Annotated in this window: 15 protein-coding genes and 1 pseudogene; 6 read left to right on the plus strand and 10 right to left on the minus strand. The window is 55.6% G+C overall.

Annotated features, from left to right (window positions below):
• Positions 1–40 precede the first annotated feature (40 nt).
• On the plus strand, positions 41–1159 hold the full coding sequence (locus AC3WJP_RS13385) for a LacI family DNA-binding transcriptional regulator (RefSeq protein ID WP_493721784.1): 1119 nt from the start codon (positions 41–43) through the stop codon (positions 1157–1159).
• A 10-nt stretch (positions 1160–1169) separates the two neighbouring features.
• Here AC3WJP_RS13385 and AC3WJP_RS13390 read toward each other — a convergent pair whose 3' ends face one another.
• Positions 1170–1781 (minus strand): hypothetical protein, encoded by a 612-nt coding sequence (locus AC3WJP_RS13390; RefSeq protein ID WP_493721785.1) that lies wholly within the window; start codon positions 1779–1781, stop codon positions 1170–1172.
• 137 nt (positions 1782–1918) lie between these two features.
• The gene (locus AC3WJP_RS13395) at positions 1919–2833 is read right to left on the minus strand and encodes an alpha/beta fold hydrolase (protein ID WP_493721786.1); all 915 of its coding nucleotides are present in this window, start codon (positions 2831–2833) and stop codon (positions 1919–1921) included.
• A gap of 221 nt (positions 2834–3054) precedes the next feature.
• Here AC3WJP_RS13395 and AC3WJP_RS13400 point away from each other — a divergent pair, with 221 nt between their 5' ends.
• Positions 3055–4350: an MFS transporter gene (locus AC3WJP_RS13400; RefSeq protein WP_493721787.1), complete on the plus strand. Its 1296-nt coding sequence runs from the start codon at positions 3055–3057 to the stop codon at positions 4348–4350.
• A 127-nt stretch (positions 4351–4477) separates the two neighbouring features.
• Here AC3WJP_RS13400 and AC3WJP_RS13405 read toward each other — a convergent pair whose 3' ends face one another.
• Genes AC3WJP_RS13405 through AC3WJP_RS13435 form a run of 7 tightly spaced genes read right to left on the minus strand, consistent with a single transcriptional unit; the run spans position 4478 to position 10911 of the window.
• A complete protein-coding gene (locus tag AC3WJP_RS13405; protein WP_493721788.1) occupies positions 4478–5356 on the minus strand; it encodes an alpha/beta fold hydrolase in 879 nt (292 codons plus the stop codon).
• On the minus strand, positions 5353–6165 hold the full coding sequence (locus AC3WJP_RS13410) for a molybdate ABC transporter substrate-binding protein (RefSeq protein WP_493721789.1): 813 nt from the start codon (positions 6163–6165) through the stop codon (positions 5353–5355). The genes AC3WJP_RS13405 and AC3WJP_RS13410 overlap by 4 nt, the downstream gene beginning before the upstream one ends.
• 25 nt (positions 6166–6190) lie before the next feature.
• Positions 6191–7126 (minus strand): SMP-30/gluconolactonase/LRE family protein, encoded by a 936-nt coding sequence (locus AC3WJP_RS13415; RefSeq protein WP_493721790.1) that lies wholly within the window; start codon positions 7124–7126, stop codon positions 6191–6193.
• 47 nt (positions 7127–7173) lie between these two features.
• Complete coding sequence (locus AC3WJP_RS13420) at positions 7174–8118, minus strand: amidohydrolase family protein (protein ID WP_493721791.1); 945 nt, start codon at positions 8116–8118, stop codon at positions 7174–7176.
• Between the two features lie 53 nt (positions 8119–8171).
• Positions 8172–8990, minus strand: a complete 819-nt coding sequence (locus tag AC3WJP_RS13425; RefSeq protein ID WP_493721792.1) for an SDR family NAD(P)-dependent oxidoreductase — start codon at positions 8988–8990, stop codon at positions 8172–8174.
• 11 nt (positions 8991–9001) lie between these two features.
• On the minus strand, positions 9002–9562 hold the full coding sequence (locus AC3WJP_RS13430) for a carboxymuconolactone decarboxylase family protein (RefSeq protein WP_493721793.1): 561 nt from the start codon (positions 9560–9562) through the stop codon (positions 9002–9004).
• Positions 9563–9582: 20 nt separating this feature from the next.
• On the minus strand, positions 9583–10911 hold the full coding sequence (locus tag AC3WJP_RS13435) for a cation:dicarboxylate symporter family transporter (RefSeq protein WP_493721794.1): 1329 nt from the start codon (positions 10909–10911) through the stop codon (positions 9583–9585).
• Positions 10912–11075: 164 nt separating this feature from the next.
• Here AC3WJP_RS13435 and AC3WJP_RS13440 point away from each other — a divergent pair, with 164 nt between their 5' ends.
• The 3 genes and pseudogenes from AC3WJP_RS13440 to AC3WJP_RS13450 all read left to right on the plus strand — a co-directional run bounded on the left by AC3WJP_RS13440 (position 11076) and on the right by AC3WJP_RS13450 (position 13007).
• Complete coding sequence (locus tag AC3WJP_RS13440; protein ID WP_493721795.1) at positions 11076–12011, plus strand: LysR family transcriptional regulator; 936 nt, start codon at positions 11076–11078, stop codon at positions 12009–12011.
• Between the two features lie 270 nt (positions 12012–12281).
• Positions 12282–12635 (plus strand): annotated as a pseudogene (locus tag AC3WJP_RS13445) (IS66 family transposase); the annotation flags it as partial.
• 24 nt (positions 12636–12659) lie between these two features.
• Positions 12660–13007, plus strand: coding sequence for an ASCH domain-containing protein (locus AC3WJP_RS13450; RefSeq protein ID WP_493721808.1), 348 nt, complete (start codon positions 12660–12662; stop codon positions 13005–13007).
• Between the two features lie 221 nt (positions 13008–13228).
• On the opposite strand, the gene AC3WJP_RS13455 is transcribed toward AC3WJP_RS13450, so the two are convergent.
• Positions 13229–13996 (minus strand): TetR/AcrR family transcriptional regulator, encoded by a 768-nt coding sequence (locus AC3WJP_RS13455; RefSeq protein ID WP_493721796.1) that lies wholly within the window; start codon positions 13994–13996, stop codon positions 13229–13231.
• Between AC3WJP_RS13455 and AC3WJP_RS13460 the strand changes: the two genes are divergently transcribed.
• The gene (locus AC3WJP_RS13460; RefSeq protein WP_493721797.1) at positions 13995–14753 is read left to right on the plus strand and encodes an NADPH-dependent F420 reductase; all 759 of its coding nucleotides are present in this window, start codon (positions 13995–13997) and stop codon (positions 14751–14753) included. The two genes, AC3WJP_RS13455 and AC3WJP_RS13460, sit on opposite strands and share 2 nt — an antisense overlap.
• Positions 14754–15735 lie beyond the last annotated feature (982 nt).

Raw genomic sequence — 15735 nt, forward strand, 5'->3', positions numbered from 1 at the left:
ATCTGGGTTGTGCAAGCCTGATGGCTCCATTGAGATGGTTATGTCAGGCAGTTTCTGCGACGAAGTGTCGCTGCATAGCTATTCAAAATACCTACCCTTGAATAGCTATGCAACAATTGGTAACGTCCGCGTCATGACTCCAATCCAACCCTTGTCTCCTGGCACTACGCCAAGCGAACGCCCGGTTTCGTCGACTGATGTGGCGAATCGAGCTGGCGTTTCGCAATCTACGGTTTCCCGCGTTTTCAGCGCTGGGGCTAACGTTTCCCCCTCGGTCAAAGAGCGTGTACTGCAGGCGGCTGCCGAGCTGAACTACAGACCCAATGCCTTGCCAGGTATTTTGCAGACGGGAAAGTCGGGGATCGTCGCTGTCATTGTTGGGGGGTTCTATAACCCGTTTTTTACGCGATTTTTGGAACAGCTGACTGCTGCTCTTCGGCGGCGTAAATTCCAGGTGATGCTGGTTCAGGCAGACAGTGACAGCGCGTTGGATGAGGTGGTTGGAGACCTGGCTCGTTACCGGATCGACGCCGTTTTCAGTGCCTTGGGCATTCGTTCGAACGACATTGCCGACCAGTTGAACACGTACAAAATCCCCATCGTGACGATCAACTCCAAAGTCGAGGGGGGGTACATCGGCTCTGTATCGTCCAACAACTTCGAGGCAGGCGCTCAGGCCGCGCGCTTTTTGAAGCAGAGGGGCTGTACTCACCTGGCCTATCTTGCCGGCCGCGACAGTGATCCTCAGAATGATCGCGAAGCTGGATTTATAGCGGAAGCCAGACGCGTGAAACTTTCCAAGCCTGTCAGCGCAGTGGGTGGATTCAGTTACGAAGAGGGCTATGACGGCGCTTTGGCTTTGTGGGAGGCAGACAAGGACATTGACGGGCTATTTTGCGTAAATGATCTCGTTGCATTAGGCGCGATAGACGCTATCAGGCACGTCTGGAAACGACGCGTTCCTGAGGATATTCAGGTAGTTGGTTTCGACAACATTCCGATGAGCGCATGGAAGGCTCACGAGTTGACGACTTTCGATCAAAGCATCGAAGCCCTGGTGAGCGGTGCGCTCGCGCTCGTTGAAACGCTGCCCGAAGCTCACAAAATAACGGTGCCGGTCACACTCATCGAGCGTGGAACGACGACCTCTTCTGAATGATGCTTTCTTGTCACCGACGGTAGCGCACATAGCTGTTCATCAGATTGCTCCCTACTCCATTGACCCTGCACAGCGGCGTTAAAACCTCTGGGGCAATGATGCAGTCGAATCCCAGGACGCAGACCACAGTGTCTGCATCTCTGCACCACTGATACTCGATGACCCCTTCCAACTGCTCGATGAAGTCAGTAGCAGTCCGGATCAGACGCTCCCAGTTTTGTGAGTTTCTGATCGGCCACCGGATCAGCCACAGGGAGGAGGGGGTGTGTTGGGTAGTTCGCTGAGAACACACAGTCAGAGCAAGGCGTTCTCGACCGATGGTTCTAGGTAAAATCCGTTGACTCCACGGGCTATTTCTAGGCCCCGAAATAGCCAGGTATTGCGCTGAGTCGAGCACCTGTGAATCTTTCAACTTGTAGCGTGCCAGATAACGCGGCCATCCTGACGTAGCCACCCACCGTTCTCCGGCAATGAACCCTGGCACCCCTGTGCGTTGAGGGAAGTGTTCAAGGTCATACCAGTCGTTGAACTCTTCCTCAAGAGTGGAAGGTGGCTCAAGTAGAACAAGAAGCAAAGCTTGAGCTGCCTCTGTCACAGTGCCCATGTTTGGTGGCGTGTCCATAGTGTCATCCAGGATCGAATTTGGGCTTGTCCGCGCCTCAGAACGAGTAGGAGGCGCGGTGAGTCAGCCATTACCGGAGAGAATAGCGGGCCGTATACCCTCGATTTGAAATCGCTGGTATCCCGGACAAAGGCGAGTTACTGCTTCTGGTACACGCGAGTAGCAAAGGATGCTATTGCCTCAGCCATCTCGTGCGGTCGCTCTGGCGCCATTGCATGGCCCGAGTTTTTAATCGTCTTATGCTCGACTCTTGCGCCCAGCATTGGCTTGAGAATGTTTGGCAACACCACCGCATCCTTCTCGCCTTGCAGGTCGAGGATCGGAACGACATCTCCGCCAGACCAATAGTTGTCGATCGGCGTGGTATCACGAGCATGATCTTGAGCTTGATGTGTTTTGTCATACCAACCGGTTAGCCAAGGGCGTACGTCGTTGCCCCGTGCAAAGAACGCCTCTTGTAGATATTCGATCCGTCGTGCTTCCGGGAGGGAATAGTCTCCAGCTCCTTTAATGGCCACAATCATGCGGCCGTAAGGTTTCTCCGACGAACCTGGCGGGAGTTTGCCGATCGATGCTGCCGCTAAAACGATTCCCTTTACCAGGTCTGGACGATCAACCGCCAACACCCGTGCCGGCTGGCTACCCCAAGCATGGCCCACGATGACACTTGGCCCTGAATGCTCTTGATCCATGACGAGCGCAACGTCAGCGGCAAAATCATGCAAGGAGGGTGTATCCATTGGCCCCCGGCTACCGTTGACTCCGCGTGGTTCCGGGCGAATGACCTTGAATCCATCTTTAGCGAGGTGGTTGGCTACTTCATCGTAATCGTGAGCGCCTCGACCTTTAGAGGGCAGAATCACGATCACGGGGCCTTTCCCTTGAACGAGCGCCTCAATGTGGACGCTGCCCTTTTCGGCAGAAATGGTATGGGCAGAAATGTCAGCTTTAGCTGCGGCGCTGAGCGCGATTAAACCTGCAAAAACAGATGAAGGAAAAATTCGACTGAATTGCATAAAGGGCCTTTTTTGTTGGTAGAAGTCAATAGCCATTGCCAAAGCACATTCGAACAACTTTCCAGGAACTTCAAATGCCGATTGCTGATGACAATCTATGCCCGAAAGGTATGAGCTGATGGCTTTCGATTTCAGTGAGGAAACGACAACTCGCTATGCCGAAGGGGTATGGCTAGTTATGGGAATAAGGTCTTGGCTAGAGCGCTTTGCGGTGCAATAAGCTCGCGCCGACCCCCTACAACAACAATAGGTAAACTATGACTAATCTTGCTGCTCAGGATGTATCAGAGCGTGAATCGTTGGAACAGAGCGCCTGCCGCAAGGCCGCGATCAGACTAATCCCTCTGTTGGCGATCGCCTATTTTTTCAACTACCTCGACAGAACAAATGTTGGCTTCGCTTCGTTAACAATGAACGAAGATTTAGGCCTGACAGCCTCACAATTCGGTTTTGCGGCGGGTATATTTTATATCGGCTACTGCCTCTTCGAAGTTCCAAGTAACCTGGCTCTGTATCGATTTGGAGCGCGCCGATGGCTGGCCCGTATCATGATTACCTGGGGATTGTTCTCAGCCGCCACAGCATTCTCGCAAGGGCCGACAAGCTACGCGATCATTCGGTTGATGGCAGGGATTGCAGAAGCGGGTTTTTTCCCAGGTGTGATCTTCTTTCTTTCCCTGTGGTTTCCGGTGCAGTACCGAACTCGTGTGATGGCCTGGTTCCTTTTCGCTATCCCCATATCGTCCGTTCTGGGCGGGCCGCTCTCTGCCGTGATGCTGAGTATGCATGGGCTTTTGGGCTTCGCTGGCTGGCAATGGCTACTGGTTCTTCAGGGCTTGCCTGCATGTGTCCTGGGTGTCATTTGCCTCAAAATGCTAGCCGACAAACCAACTGATGCACGTTGGCTCACTTTAGAGGAACGTGAAGCGCTTCAAGCGGCGCTCGATCAGGAGCACGAGTCGAAGGGCGCTCACAGTTTTCGCCAGTCAATCGGCGACGTCCGAGTATGGCTGCTCGCTGCCATCCTTTTCAGCTACATCATTGGCATTTTGGGCATTGGGGTGTGGCTGCCTCAAATCTTGAAAACCCATTCACTTACTACCACTCAAATTGGCTGGGTCTCGGCAATCCCTTACCTGATCGCAAGTCTGGCGATGTTGGTTTGGGCGAAAATCCTGGCCCGCAAGCGTCGCTGCATCCGACATCTTGCGATCACCTGCGGGGTGGGTGCGGCAGGATTCATTTTTTCGGTGATTTACAGTGATTTGGTTCCTGCCTTGGTGGGCCTGACAATTGCGCTGATAGGGCTAAGTTCGGTGCGCACCTGCTTTTACAGCATTCCGGCAACGTTCCTGAGCAAACAGGCCGCAGCAGGGGGTATCGCGTTCATTAACGCGGTAGGAAGTCTAGGAGGCTTGGTAGGGCCCTATGCGGTAGGCGTATTGAAGGACATGACCCACTCTTTCAATTCGGGATTGATAGCAATGGCTGGGATGCTATGTCTCGCGACAATCTTGACTCTGGTGCTGCAAAAGGTCGTCAAAGAGTGCTGACCGATGAGCTCCTCTGTACATGCTGGGGAGCCGAGGCCGGGTAGCTTTTGGAGTGTGAGCGAACAGGTAGTTTCGCTGAGGAAAAAAACAGGCGCCATACGGCGCCTGTTTCATGACTCGCTCGAAGTTATCGCGCGTACTGTGTTTTCGCGAATGTTGCGATTGCGTCAGCCATTGCTTTGGGCTGTTCGGGCGCCATCGCGTGCCCGGCGTTCTTGAGAACCACGACCTGAACACGGTCACCCAGCATGCTTTTCAGCACGCCCGAAAAACGTCTTGGTGCGACTGTATCTGCCTCCCCTTGTAGATCAAGGATTGGGGCGGTACCCGCAGCAAAGTAATCGTCAACGGGAGTAGTGTTTCTTGCATGCGACTCTGCCTCATGGGTCTCATCGTGCCACCCATCGAGCCATACAGTGGGATCATTGCCGGGAGCAAAGAACGCTTTCTTCAGATAAGTCAGCCGCTGCTCTTTGGTTAGCGATAAATCCCCGGCCCCATCAATTGCCTGGCGCATTTCTGCGTTGATGGGTTTTTCGGTGGAGCCTGGTGGTACTTTTCCGGCAGAGGCCGCTGCCATGACTACGCCGCGAACGAGGTCGGGACGTTCAGCAGCCAGCATACGTGCAGCGAAGTTCCCCCAGGCGTGACCGACGACTACGATGGGCCCTTTGTTTTCATGCTCGACTACCGCAGCCACATCCCGAGCGAAATCATGTACTGAGAGATTCTCCATCGGGCCTTTGCTTTCGCCGATACCACGTGGCTCTGGTCTTACTACCCGGAACCCATCAGCCTGCAGGTATTGAGCGACCTGGTCGTAATCTCGTCCCGAGCGACCTAACGAAGGAAGCATTACGACTACAGGCCCTGTCCCTTGCGATGTCACTTCGATCTGAACATTGTCGTAATGCACGACTTCCTTCTTCAAAGAGGCGTCAGCAAAGGCTGCGGTCGCCATGAGGCTGAGGGAAGTGGCGATAACGAAGCGGGAAATTTTTTTCATTTTTGTACCCCTTGGCTCAATGATGATTTAACAGGTTCCAGACCGCTTTCGGTGAGCAGATGATGTGCTGCAGGACTAGACAGGAACGCCACGAATTCCTTGGCCACAGTGGCATTGGAAGTCTGCTTCGCCACCGTTGCGCAGAATCGGCTCACCTTCTGGACTTCTTTTGGCAGTGGGCCCAGATAGTCGACGCCTGGCGTGACCTTGAGCTCGCTGACCTGCTGCATTCCGATGTCAGCCTCACCTCTGGCCAACGCGGTGCCGACCAGCTCTTTGCCCTGTATCTCTACAGTCTTGCCTTGCAGGTCAGACGCGATGCCTAAGCGCTGAAAAAGCTCCGTGCGGATAAACACGCCACTTGCACCTTGGGAATAGGCAACCTTATTTGCGGCCAGCAACGCGGCTTTCAGTGCCTCGACGGTAGAGACGTCTGGGTGTGGATGGCCGTGAGGTACACCCACACCGATAGGTGAGTCGGCAATGTCTCGGCGCGTGGCCATATCGAACGCACCGGATGGAGAGAGCAAGTCGAGGGTTTCACTGGCCATGATCGCCAGATCCATTGGCTCTTGATGCTTGATCCTTTGCGGAATCGACTCGGGGGAATCCCCCATGGAGGGGCCCCAACTTATCGCCAATGTGTTCCCGCTAGCCTTCTCATAAGCCGGCTGAAGATGGGCCATTGCTCCTTTCAGCGCGCCGCTGGCGATAATCTTCAGCTCGGCCGCGCCGACCAGCGGAGAGAGCGTGAGCAGGCCGGCAAGGCCCGTAGAGACCAGCAATGGAGCATTTTTTGTTTTTTTCATAGAGCTACCTTCGATGGGGCGCATTTCAGGCGCCGCGAGTGTTGACGAACAGCGAATACAAAGAGGTGGTTGAAGCCATCAGTAGTCGGTTGCCACGCGGGCCGCCGAAACATAGGTTTGCGCAGCGCTCCGGTAAGTCGATATGGCCAATAGCGGAGCCGTCTGGAGCAAAAACCCTCACGCCGTCCAGGCCCGGCTCAGGTGCACCCCATCCGCACCAAAGGTTGCCGTCTACATCCACCCGCAGACCGTCAGGCAGTCCGGTACCCGCGTCGATCAGCTCGCGACGATCACTGAGGTAGCCTTGCGTATCGACGCTGTAGGCAACGATCCGGCGGGGGCGCGCTCTGGACTCGACCAGGTAAAGAATTTTCTCATCCGGAGAAAATGCGAGCCCGTTTGGCCCTTCGACATTCTCGGCTACGCAGTTCAGCGCGCCCGACGGGTCTAGTCGATAGACGTTGGCTGGGAGAGCGGGCGTTCCTTGGCGACCCATGTAGTCACTGATCAGCCCGAACGGTGGATCGGTGAACCAGATGCTGTCATCGGATCTGACGACAATGTCATTAGGGGAGTTGAGGGGCTTGCCGTCGAAGCTATCGGCGATGATTGTGATGGAGCCGTCATACTCGGTTCGAGTAACACGCCGTCCGCCGTGTTCACAGACCAGCAGCCGACCCTGGCGGTCACGGGTCATTCCGTTGGCTTGACTGGACGGCTGACGGAACTCTCCAAGTGTGCCGTTGGCCTCATCCCAGCGCATGATCCGGTCATTAGGCAAGTCGGTGAACAACAAGTATCGTCCATCAGCAAACCACGCAGGCCCTTCCGCCCAGCGCAGTCCGCCTGCTAGACGCTCGACCTTGGCATGAGCAAGCCGATAGTGAGCGAAGCGTGGGTCAAGCTCCCGTACTGCCGGATCGGGCACGCGGGCGCTTGGTCGCCATTGGATGTCGTCCATTCGTTGATCTCCTGAGTTGAGCTGTGTTTGCCGGAGGGGCTGACCTTTCAGCGGTAGAGCCGATTGGGGTTGTCGACCAAAACCGCCTGCTTCAGAGCTGAGCTGTCACAGACCTGCTCGATGAAGTTGAGCAGTTGGCCGTCATCCGGAGCAGGGCCCTTTATGTTTGGGTGGGGCCAATCTGATCCCCATATCGCGCGCTCGGGTGCGCATTCCAAGAGCTGACGCACTCGATCAGTTGCCTGTGGCCAAGGGGCCGGCTTACCTTGCATGGCTCTGTCGACGCCGGAGAGTTTGATCCAGCGATCAGGCCGCCTTAGCTGTTCACGCAGCTCTGTGAATGCGACTTCGTCGATAGGCTGGGTAAAGTCCGGTCGAGCCATGTGGTCGATAACGAGGGGGGTCTTGAGGTCTTTCCACTGCTCCAGAAATGGCAGCAGGCTTGGCAGCTCTCCATGAACCAGCACATGCCAGCCGAATGCAGAAACCCGCTCCGCCAGATGCCGTAGTGCTACGGGATCGCGCGCGCCGGGGAGATGGCCCATAAGGTTAAATCGGATGCCGCGCAGCCCGCCCTCGTGTAGCTCCTGAATCTGAGCGTCAGCAGTTTGTTCGTCGATCAAGCCGACTCCCCGATAGTCGCCACCGCTCTCGGTAATCGCTGCGAGAATCGCGGAGTGGTCAGTGCCATAAGGCGCAGCTTGTACGAGAACGCCCCGGCCGATGCCGAGCTTCTGATGCAGCGCACGCAGTTGGCTGAAAGGGGCGGGCGCAGGCGTATAAGCCGCATTTGCTGGGAGAGGGAATTGATCCCATGGGCCGTAGATATGGGTATGGCAATCCCACATTCCAGACGGTGTAGATGGACTGGACATGGTGGCTCCGTAAGTCTGGGCGAAAGCTCCACCGAAAAGGCTGGCGCCGGCGGCGGCGATCGACATGCGTTTGATGAACAGGCGGCGAGATGCCTGAAAATTCGAATGATCGTCCATGGAACTGGCTCTTGTTGTAGGAGAAAAATGGGGCAGCGAAGCCGCCCCTGATATCAGTTACAGCGTACGGTCATCCCGCCATCAACGACGATCTCGGTGCCCGTCACGAAGCGCGACTCATCACTTGCCAGGTACAGAGCCGCAAACGCGGTGTCCCGGCCGTCCCCCATGAACCCTAAGGGAATACGCGCCAAGCGTGAGTCGAGGAGTTTGTCGACATCACCACCGGTGCGTTGCCCAGCGAGGCGAACTTCGACCATTGGAGTGTGCAGCTGTCCAGGTACGACGGTATTCACGCGAACACCCTTTGGCGCGTACTCAACGGCAGTGACGCGGCCCAGTTGGATTACGCCGGCTTTGCTTGCGGCGTAAGCGACTTGCGCAGAGCCAGTGAAGCGAATGCCGGAGGTAGAGGCCGTGTTGATGATCGATCCGCTGCCCTGAGCTTCCATCAGCGGGAGGACGTGTTTGCAGGTCAGGTATACGCTCTTGAGGTTGAGCGCGATCTGCTCGTCGAATTTCTCTTCACTCAGAGCCACAGCGCCACCGGCTGCAGAGCCACCGACGTTGTTCACAAGGATGTCCACTTTGCCGTAGGTTTCTTTACAAGCAACAACCATGGCCTTCACAGCTGCACCGTCAGTGACATCACAGGTATGAGGTGTCACATCACCACCGTTTTCACGGATGCGGCCTAGGGTTTCCTCCATGGTGCTCAAGTCGCGGTCGACCGCGAACACTTTGGCACCTGCCAGTGCGAACAAAACGGCCACGGCTCGACCGTTGCCCCATCCAGGGCCAACGCATCCTGCGCCGGTCACGATGGCCACTTTGCCTTTCAGGCGGTCGCTTTTTTGAAATGCTTCAGACATCGCAAGAATCCTTAAATAAGAGTGGTAGGCAGTTCGGGAGCGACACCGACGGGCGGCGGGACGTCGAACACCTTGATGGTCATTGAAATGAGCGTGTAGTAACCCGCGATACCGACCAGATCGACAGCCGCGTCATTGCCCAGCAGCTCGACGAATTGTTGATAGAGCGAATCGCTCACACTGCGATGGTCATGCAGCTCTCGGATAAAGCGGTAAACCAGCTCTTCATCAGCCTGAGTGAAAGAGGGCTCGCGACCATCTCGGATGGCGTCAATGATGTGCGGGGCCAGCCCGGCTTCCAGCGCAAAGGGTTTGTGCGCGGCCCATTCGTATTCGGCCAGCCAATGCCGCCCCATCATCAGGATTGCCAGCTCCGATAAACGGGGCTCAAGACTGCTGTCGTAGCGGCAAAACCGTCCCAACGCTTGAGCACACTCAGCCAGCTCCGGGCGGTGCAGCCAGATGGCGAGTGGGCCGCGCACGCCTTTGCGGGGGCCGCTGGCAATGCGGTCATAGATAACCTGTTGTGCAGCACTCAGGTTGTCGGGATCAACTGGAGGTAAACGTTTCATCTACTAATTCCTCAAGAGCACTACGACTGAGTTTGTGATTTAGCCAAGGGCTCTGATCGATCTACGGGTTGTGCATTTGCAGGAGGGCGTAACAGGCTGCGGCTCGGCGCTCGGCCAGTTTCGCGCTTGAAGTCTTCGGGATTGAAAGCACCTTCCCAGCGAGCGATAGCGAATACGGCGATGGTGTTACCCACAATGTTGGTCAACGCGGTTGCGGTGGCCATGATCCGGTCGATTCCGAACAACAGGCCAAGTCCACTCAATGGCAGGGTCTGCACCGATTGCAGGGTGGCAGCGAGTTTGATGAAGGCGCCGCCCGCCACGGTCGTGCCGCCTTTGGAGGTGATGCTCAGGATTGCCAGCAGGCCCAGTTGTTGCCAGAGCGAGAAGGGGGTGTCGGTTGCCTGCGCGATAAATCCAATGGCGATCGCCATATAGATCGCGGTGCCATCGAGATTGAAGCTGTAGCCCGCTGGCAGGACAAAGCCAACTACCACTTCGTCACAGCCGCTACGTTTGAGTTTCTCGACCAAGCGAGGGAATGCAACTTCGCCGGATGCTGTACCAAACACCAGCAGGATTTCATCGCGGATCAGTCTCAGCACACTGCCGAAAGGTAGCCCGATAGACCAACTAATAGTGCCCAGGATGCCAAACACGAAGATCAACGATGCCGCGTAGTAGACGGCGATGAGTTTGAGGAGGTAGAGGAGCGTATCCCCCCCGTAGCTTCCGATCGCGGCAGCCATAGCGCCGAAGGCACCCAGTGGTGCAAGCTTCATGATGAAGCTCAGCATTTTGAACAGAATGTTCTGCGCCTCATCGATAGCCTTGACGGCTACCGAGTCCGGGCCACACACACGGTTGATCGCGATTCCTGTCAACACGGAGATAAGCAGAACCTGAATAATATCGCCCTTGGCAAAAGCGTCGACCAAGGTATGGGGAATAAGGCTCAGAAGGTAACTGATCATGGACACACTTCCCGCTGCCGAGGTGGCTTTGATCGCCTCACTCGACTCGGTCATGCTGGTTGCATGCAGTCCTACACCAGGTTGGACGACGTTCACCAGGATGAACCCGATGATCATTGCGATGGTGCTGACTACTTCGAAGTACAGGAGAGATTTCATACCTAGCCGGCCCAGCTTTCGCATGTCTTGAACATGGCTGAGCCCATGCACGAGAGTGACGAAAACGATGGGGGCGAGCATCATTTTGAGAAGGGCGATGAATGCCTGGCCGATTGGTTTCATCGCAGTCGCCCATTCAGGCGCAGCAAAGCCCAAGATGATGGCAGCGACCAAGGCTATCAGCACCTGGACGTGGAGCTTCTTCAATTGCTTCATGGCTTGTCCTCGCCCGTGTCGGGCGTAATTGTTCTTGTCGTATTGCTTGCCGAGGTGGCCAAACCCTCAACCAAGCTATATGCCCTGAGCATAGAAAAATGAGGGGGTAGGCGCAAAAACCTTATTTTGATAAAAAGCTATGCTCACAGAGCATGGAGATTGTGATGGATATTCGAGAGTTGAGGTCATTTGTGAAAGTGGCTCACTGCGGCAGTTTCAGCCGAGCCGCCCGCGAGCTATTCATCGCGCAGCCCGCACTGAGCCGCCAGATAGCGAAGCTCGAAGAAGAGCTCCAAGTATCTCTGTTCATCCGGCATGGCAAAGGCGTGGAGCTTACCGAGGCGGGTTCCAGGCTCCTGGAGCGTGCGGAAGTCATGCTTCGTTTTGCAGAAGAGACCTCTGACCACGTACGCAATGCCGCAGCTATAGAGCGCGGCCACCTTGCTATTGGTCTGCCGCCCACACTGGGAACCGTGGTCGGGCCCCAGCTTATTGCCAAATTCCAGCAGCGCTGGCCCCAAGCGACTATCCATGTATTGGAGGGACTCAGTACATCCCTGCAGGAATGGCTCCTCAGCGGCAGGATCGAGGTCGCGGTGGTCTATAACCAGCCTCTCGTCGAGGCGTTCGATGTGCGACCGATTTTCAGTGAGCCCATGGTGCTTGTCGGCCCGCCCGGTGACTCAATCAGATCTTTAAGGCTGGCCGAGCTTGCGGAGCTCCCACTAATACTGCCGGGGCTGCCACACAGTAATCGACGGCTTTTAGAGCAAGTGGCTGCACAGAATGGATTTCATCTCAAGACGATGTTGGAGGTGGACAGTGTCAACCTGACCAAAAAGCTGGTTTCGGAAGGGCAGGGCTTCTCGATCCTGGCGCACGCTGCTGTGCAGGAGGATATCGCTCGCGGTACGCTGGTTGGACACTCCATCGAAAGGCCTGGAATTAGGTCGGTCGTGTCGATCACTACGCTAAAGGACAGGCGCCGTTCCCGCCTTGCACTGAGCTGGGAAAAGTTGTTACTAGAGACGTTAGAAGAACTCGTAACCAATGGTGTTTGGAAAGATGCGGTTGTCTGGCTCGGAACAGAGCGCGCTTGATGTAGGCACTAATCAGCAAAGTGGGACTTTTGCTGGCCATGTCTCAATGCTGGCTGCAGCTTACTTCTTGCCACGGTCTGTTTAACGCGGGACTGTTAAGCAATGTAGGTGTCTAGCTGTTTCAGTATTCGGGTGCCCGCTGTATAAGTGAAAGCCATCCAGGTAGGCGTTGATGGCCTCAATGGGCGGCTTGGACTGCAGCGTCGCGGCGCCGGCTTCCAGCAGCTGGGTTTTAGCAGGCTCGGGCCTGCCTGCCAGCTTGTGCCTTAGGGGGCGGCCATCACCAAGGCCCTTGATTACAGCCTCAAACGGCGGATAGTGCTAACGCGCTATCTTGATGACGGTGCTGTGCCCATCGACAACAATTGGTGCGAGAATCAGATTCGGCCGTGGGCTCTTGGCCGCTCGAATTGGTGGTTCGCAGGCTCGCTACGCAGTGGTAAACGTGCCGCAGCGATCATGAGTTTGATCCAGTCTGCGCGGCTCAATGGGCATGATCCGTATGCACACCTGAAGGATGTTCTTACACGCCTGCCGACGCAGCGGGCAAGTGAGATCGCCGAGCTTCTGCCGCATAGGTGGAATCCTATCGAAGCGACTATTTTCCAAGCGTCTAGTTTTTAGGAGAGAACCATAAAGGCGTTATCAATTGTACGGCCCAGTGGAGGCCGAATCGCTTCTGGCGAGAAAACCCTCGAAGTCCGTCGTTGGCATCCAGACTTAGATCCTTCCGAGGATCTCCTGATTGTGGAAAACGGGCGATTTCTCCATAACGATGGGGACGAAGACGATAACGGTACTGCCGTCGCAATTGTGTGCGTGAAAGCCGTGCGCCCCTTCATCCTCGCTGACATGCAAGCGGCCTGTGCAAGCAATTTTGAGGATGGCTGGCTCGCATGGGAGTTGAGTGACGTAAGGCCAGTCACACACCCTGTGACTATCCGTGCGGCACGGGGTATCTACGAGGTAGATTTCCTACTCCCAGACAAACGCTGAACATTGAGCAAGATGTGTTGGGCAGACGCTTACGGTAAGGTGCCTTGGCCTCGATGTTCACCTTGGATAAAGCTCTTCATGGACGATCCCTGCGATGAAATTCTCAGAAAACATAGCGAAGGATTCGTGAAGGCGTTTTTACACACTCTGGGCCGAAAGCTACCTGTGACGGGGCTCTACCAATCCAAAGCTGCCGAAGGCGGCGAGATGTAAGGCGCAATTCACTGCCGCGACAGTCCTGCGCTCGCTGCCTGGATTCCATCCCAAATCACGGTACGCACGGATCTCAAGCTCTGCTTATCGGCGACAACGGAGCGGGTTACCCAAGATGAAGCGAGTACCAGAAGAAACAAGTCACGCGCCTTCAGGTCTTTGCGCGCAAACCCCGCTAGTTGAGCGGCAGTCAGGAATCGTTCAGTAACACCAACGAGCCAGTCGCAGGAAATGGCCAACGAAGATTCCGCCGCCATCATCGCGCGGCTGAGTGGATCAGCCAGACCATCGAAGCTGGTCAAATACTCGTTCAAGGCCTCTATCCACGACTGCAAGGATTGTTTTGCATCCGCCATTGCATTTAAGCGCTCAATGGTCTGGCCCAAGGCAACCTCACGCGTTTGCAACACTGCGGCGATCAGATCCTCGCGCTGCGGAAAATGGCGATAGAGCGTACCGACCCCGATACCGGCCTCCTTGGCGATCCCTTCCAGGGAGGCTCCCGTACCATAATCCTGAAAATGCTTGATCGCGACCCCAAGAATGTTGGCGCGATTTCGCAGTGCATCGGATCGAGGCGGTCGGGCGATTTGTAGCTTGCCGGACATTGGACTTTCCTGGGCGCTGAGCAGGGGTTGATTATACGGAGGAACACTCCATATAATCAATTCACTAACCGGAGGGTGTATCCGTTTTGGCGAGAGTTTAGCGCTCATCGCCGACAGTTCCTCTCCGAGACCGAGCAGAACCAAATAGTTGAGAGGTTTGATTTTCATGAAAATTGGCATCATAGGCAGTGGACTCATCGGTGCTACCTTGGCGCGAAAGCTGCGCGTGGCAGGGCACGATGTCTACCTGGCGAACTCTCGCGGCCCCCAGTCGCTGGAAAATTTTGCCGCCGAAACGGGGGTTAAAGCTGCGACACCTGAGCAAGCTGTCACGGCTGCTGATGTCGTAATCATTTCCGTCCCGTTCACACAAATTCCGCATCTAAAGCCGATCCTTGCCCAAGCACCGTCGACAACAATCGTTGCCGATACGTCTAACTATTACCCACACCGCGACGGTTCCGTAGACGCCCTTGAGGAAGGCCAAATCGAGAGTCTTTGGGTGTGTGAACAGCTTGGGCGGCCTGTTGTGAAGGCATGGAACACCATACTCGCAGGTAGCTTGGCTGACCTGGGGCATGCCAAGGGAGTACAGGAAAGGATTGCTCTGCCTATCGCAGGCGATGATAAGGCGGGCGTGGCCATTGTATGTGAGCTAGTCGACCAAACTGGATTTGACGCAGTCCCGTCAGGCACGCTTTTGGATTCTTGGCGTCAGCAACCTGGGAACCCTGTTTATTGCACGGATCTGACGGCTGCGCAGATAGGCGCAGCGTTGCTGAGAGCAGATCGTGTGGTCGCTCCTAAACGGCGCGATGAAATAATCACGACACTCGCTAACCATGTAGGCGAGAGCAGTTTCGACCAACTGACAGCGGAAAATAATGCGTATTTGTTGAAAATCAATCGGCAAATTACACAGTAGTCCCCAAGAGCCCGCTCGCACATGAGTGCGGGCCAGGCTAACAAGCCTTCATGTTTTCCAGGCATCTCTTGGCCAGTTCTTGGTACTCAACAGTGCCAGTGGTGTTCCAGGCCACCTCCTCATCGCTCAGCTGTCGTTTGACGACCGGAGGGGAATCAACGGCATCAGTGCCCCTCGAGGCGTGCTGTAAATACGCGAGGAGTACAAATGTTCTCTGCGCGAAATAGCCGCAAGCAATGGATTGCTGTCACCAAGCCCTGGCGACCGTGGATTTTGAAAGCGCTAGCTCAGCAGCTGTCTCTCGCTGGGTGAGGCCCCTGGCTTTGCATGCTTGGATAGCAGCTGTTCGATCCTCCCTGGCAGCGTTCCTGGCTTGCTCTCCCCCCAGTTCAACCTGCCGCGCTAATTCGGCGGGCCCGCCCAACCGGCCAAATTCCTCCAGCTCGGCTCTAACCTTATCAACTACAGAGTCAGACGTAGACGCTTGATCAGTTGCCTGCAGTATAACCATCAGCGTTGAGGGCGATATCTCAAGTGACCGCGCCAGTTGCACGAGCATATCAAGACTGATGTCCGAAAAACCGGGTTCGAGTTTGTAGAGGTGCTTGCGATCTGCAGGCAATTCTCCCTGACTCACCCCCTTCAACGCTCGGAGAGCGCGGATGACAGCCGCGAGTGCTTAGCGAGACAGCATGGAAGGCTCCAACAAATGGAGCATGAAGTCAGATTGCCATGCCCCATTCGAAGGCCTATAGTCCCCTCTATGGGGCTATAGGGTCTGCGCGAGTTGTCTGGAAAGCTGTTTCCAGCCTTGCTGGTCTTGCGCCGCATACCACGATTAGCTGAATTCATAGGATATGTAGTGATTAAATTCGACTGCGCTAAAGTTTCTGGAAAGCTCGATTACTGTAGTGGTCAACTGATCCCGGACACTGAATTGAGTTTTTCCTCTGCGACCGCAGGCGGTAGCCCTTCGTTGAAT

Source organism: Pseudomonas sp. GW821-FHT01A09, assembly GCF_058986725.1.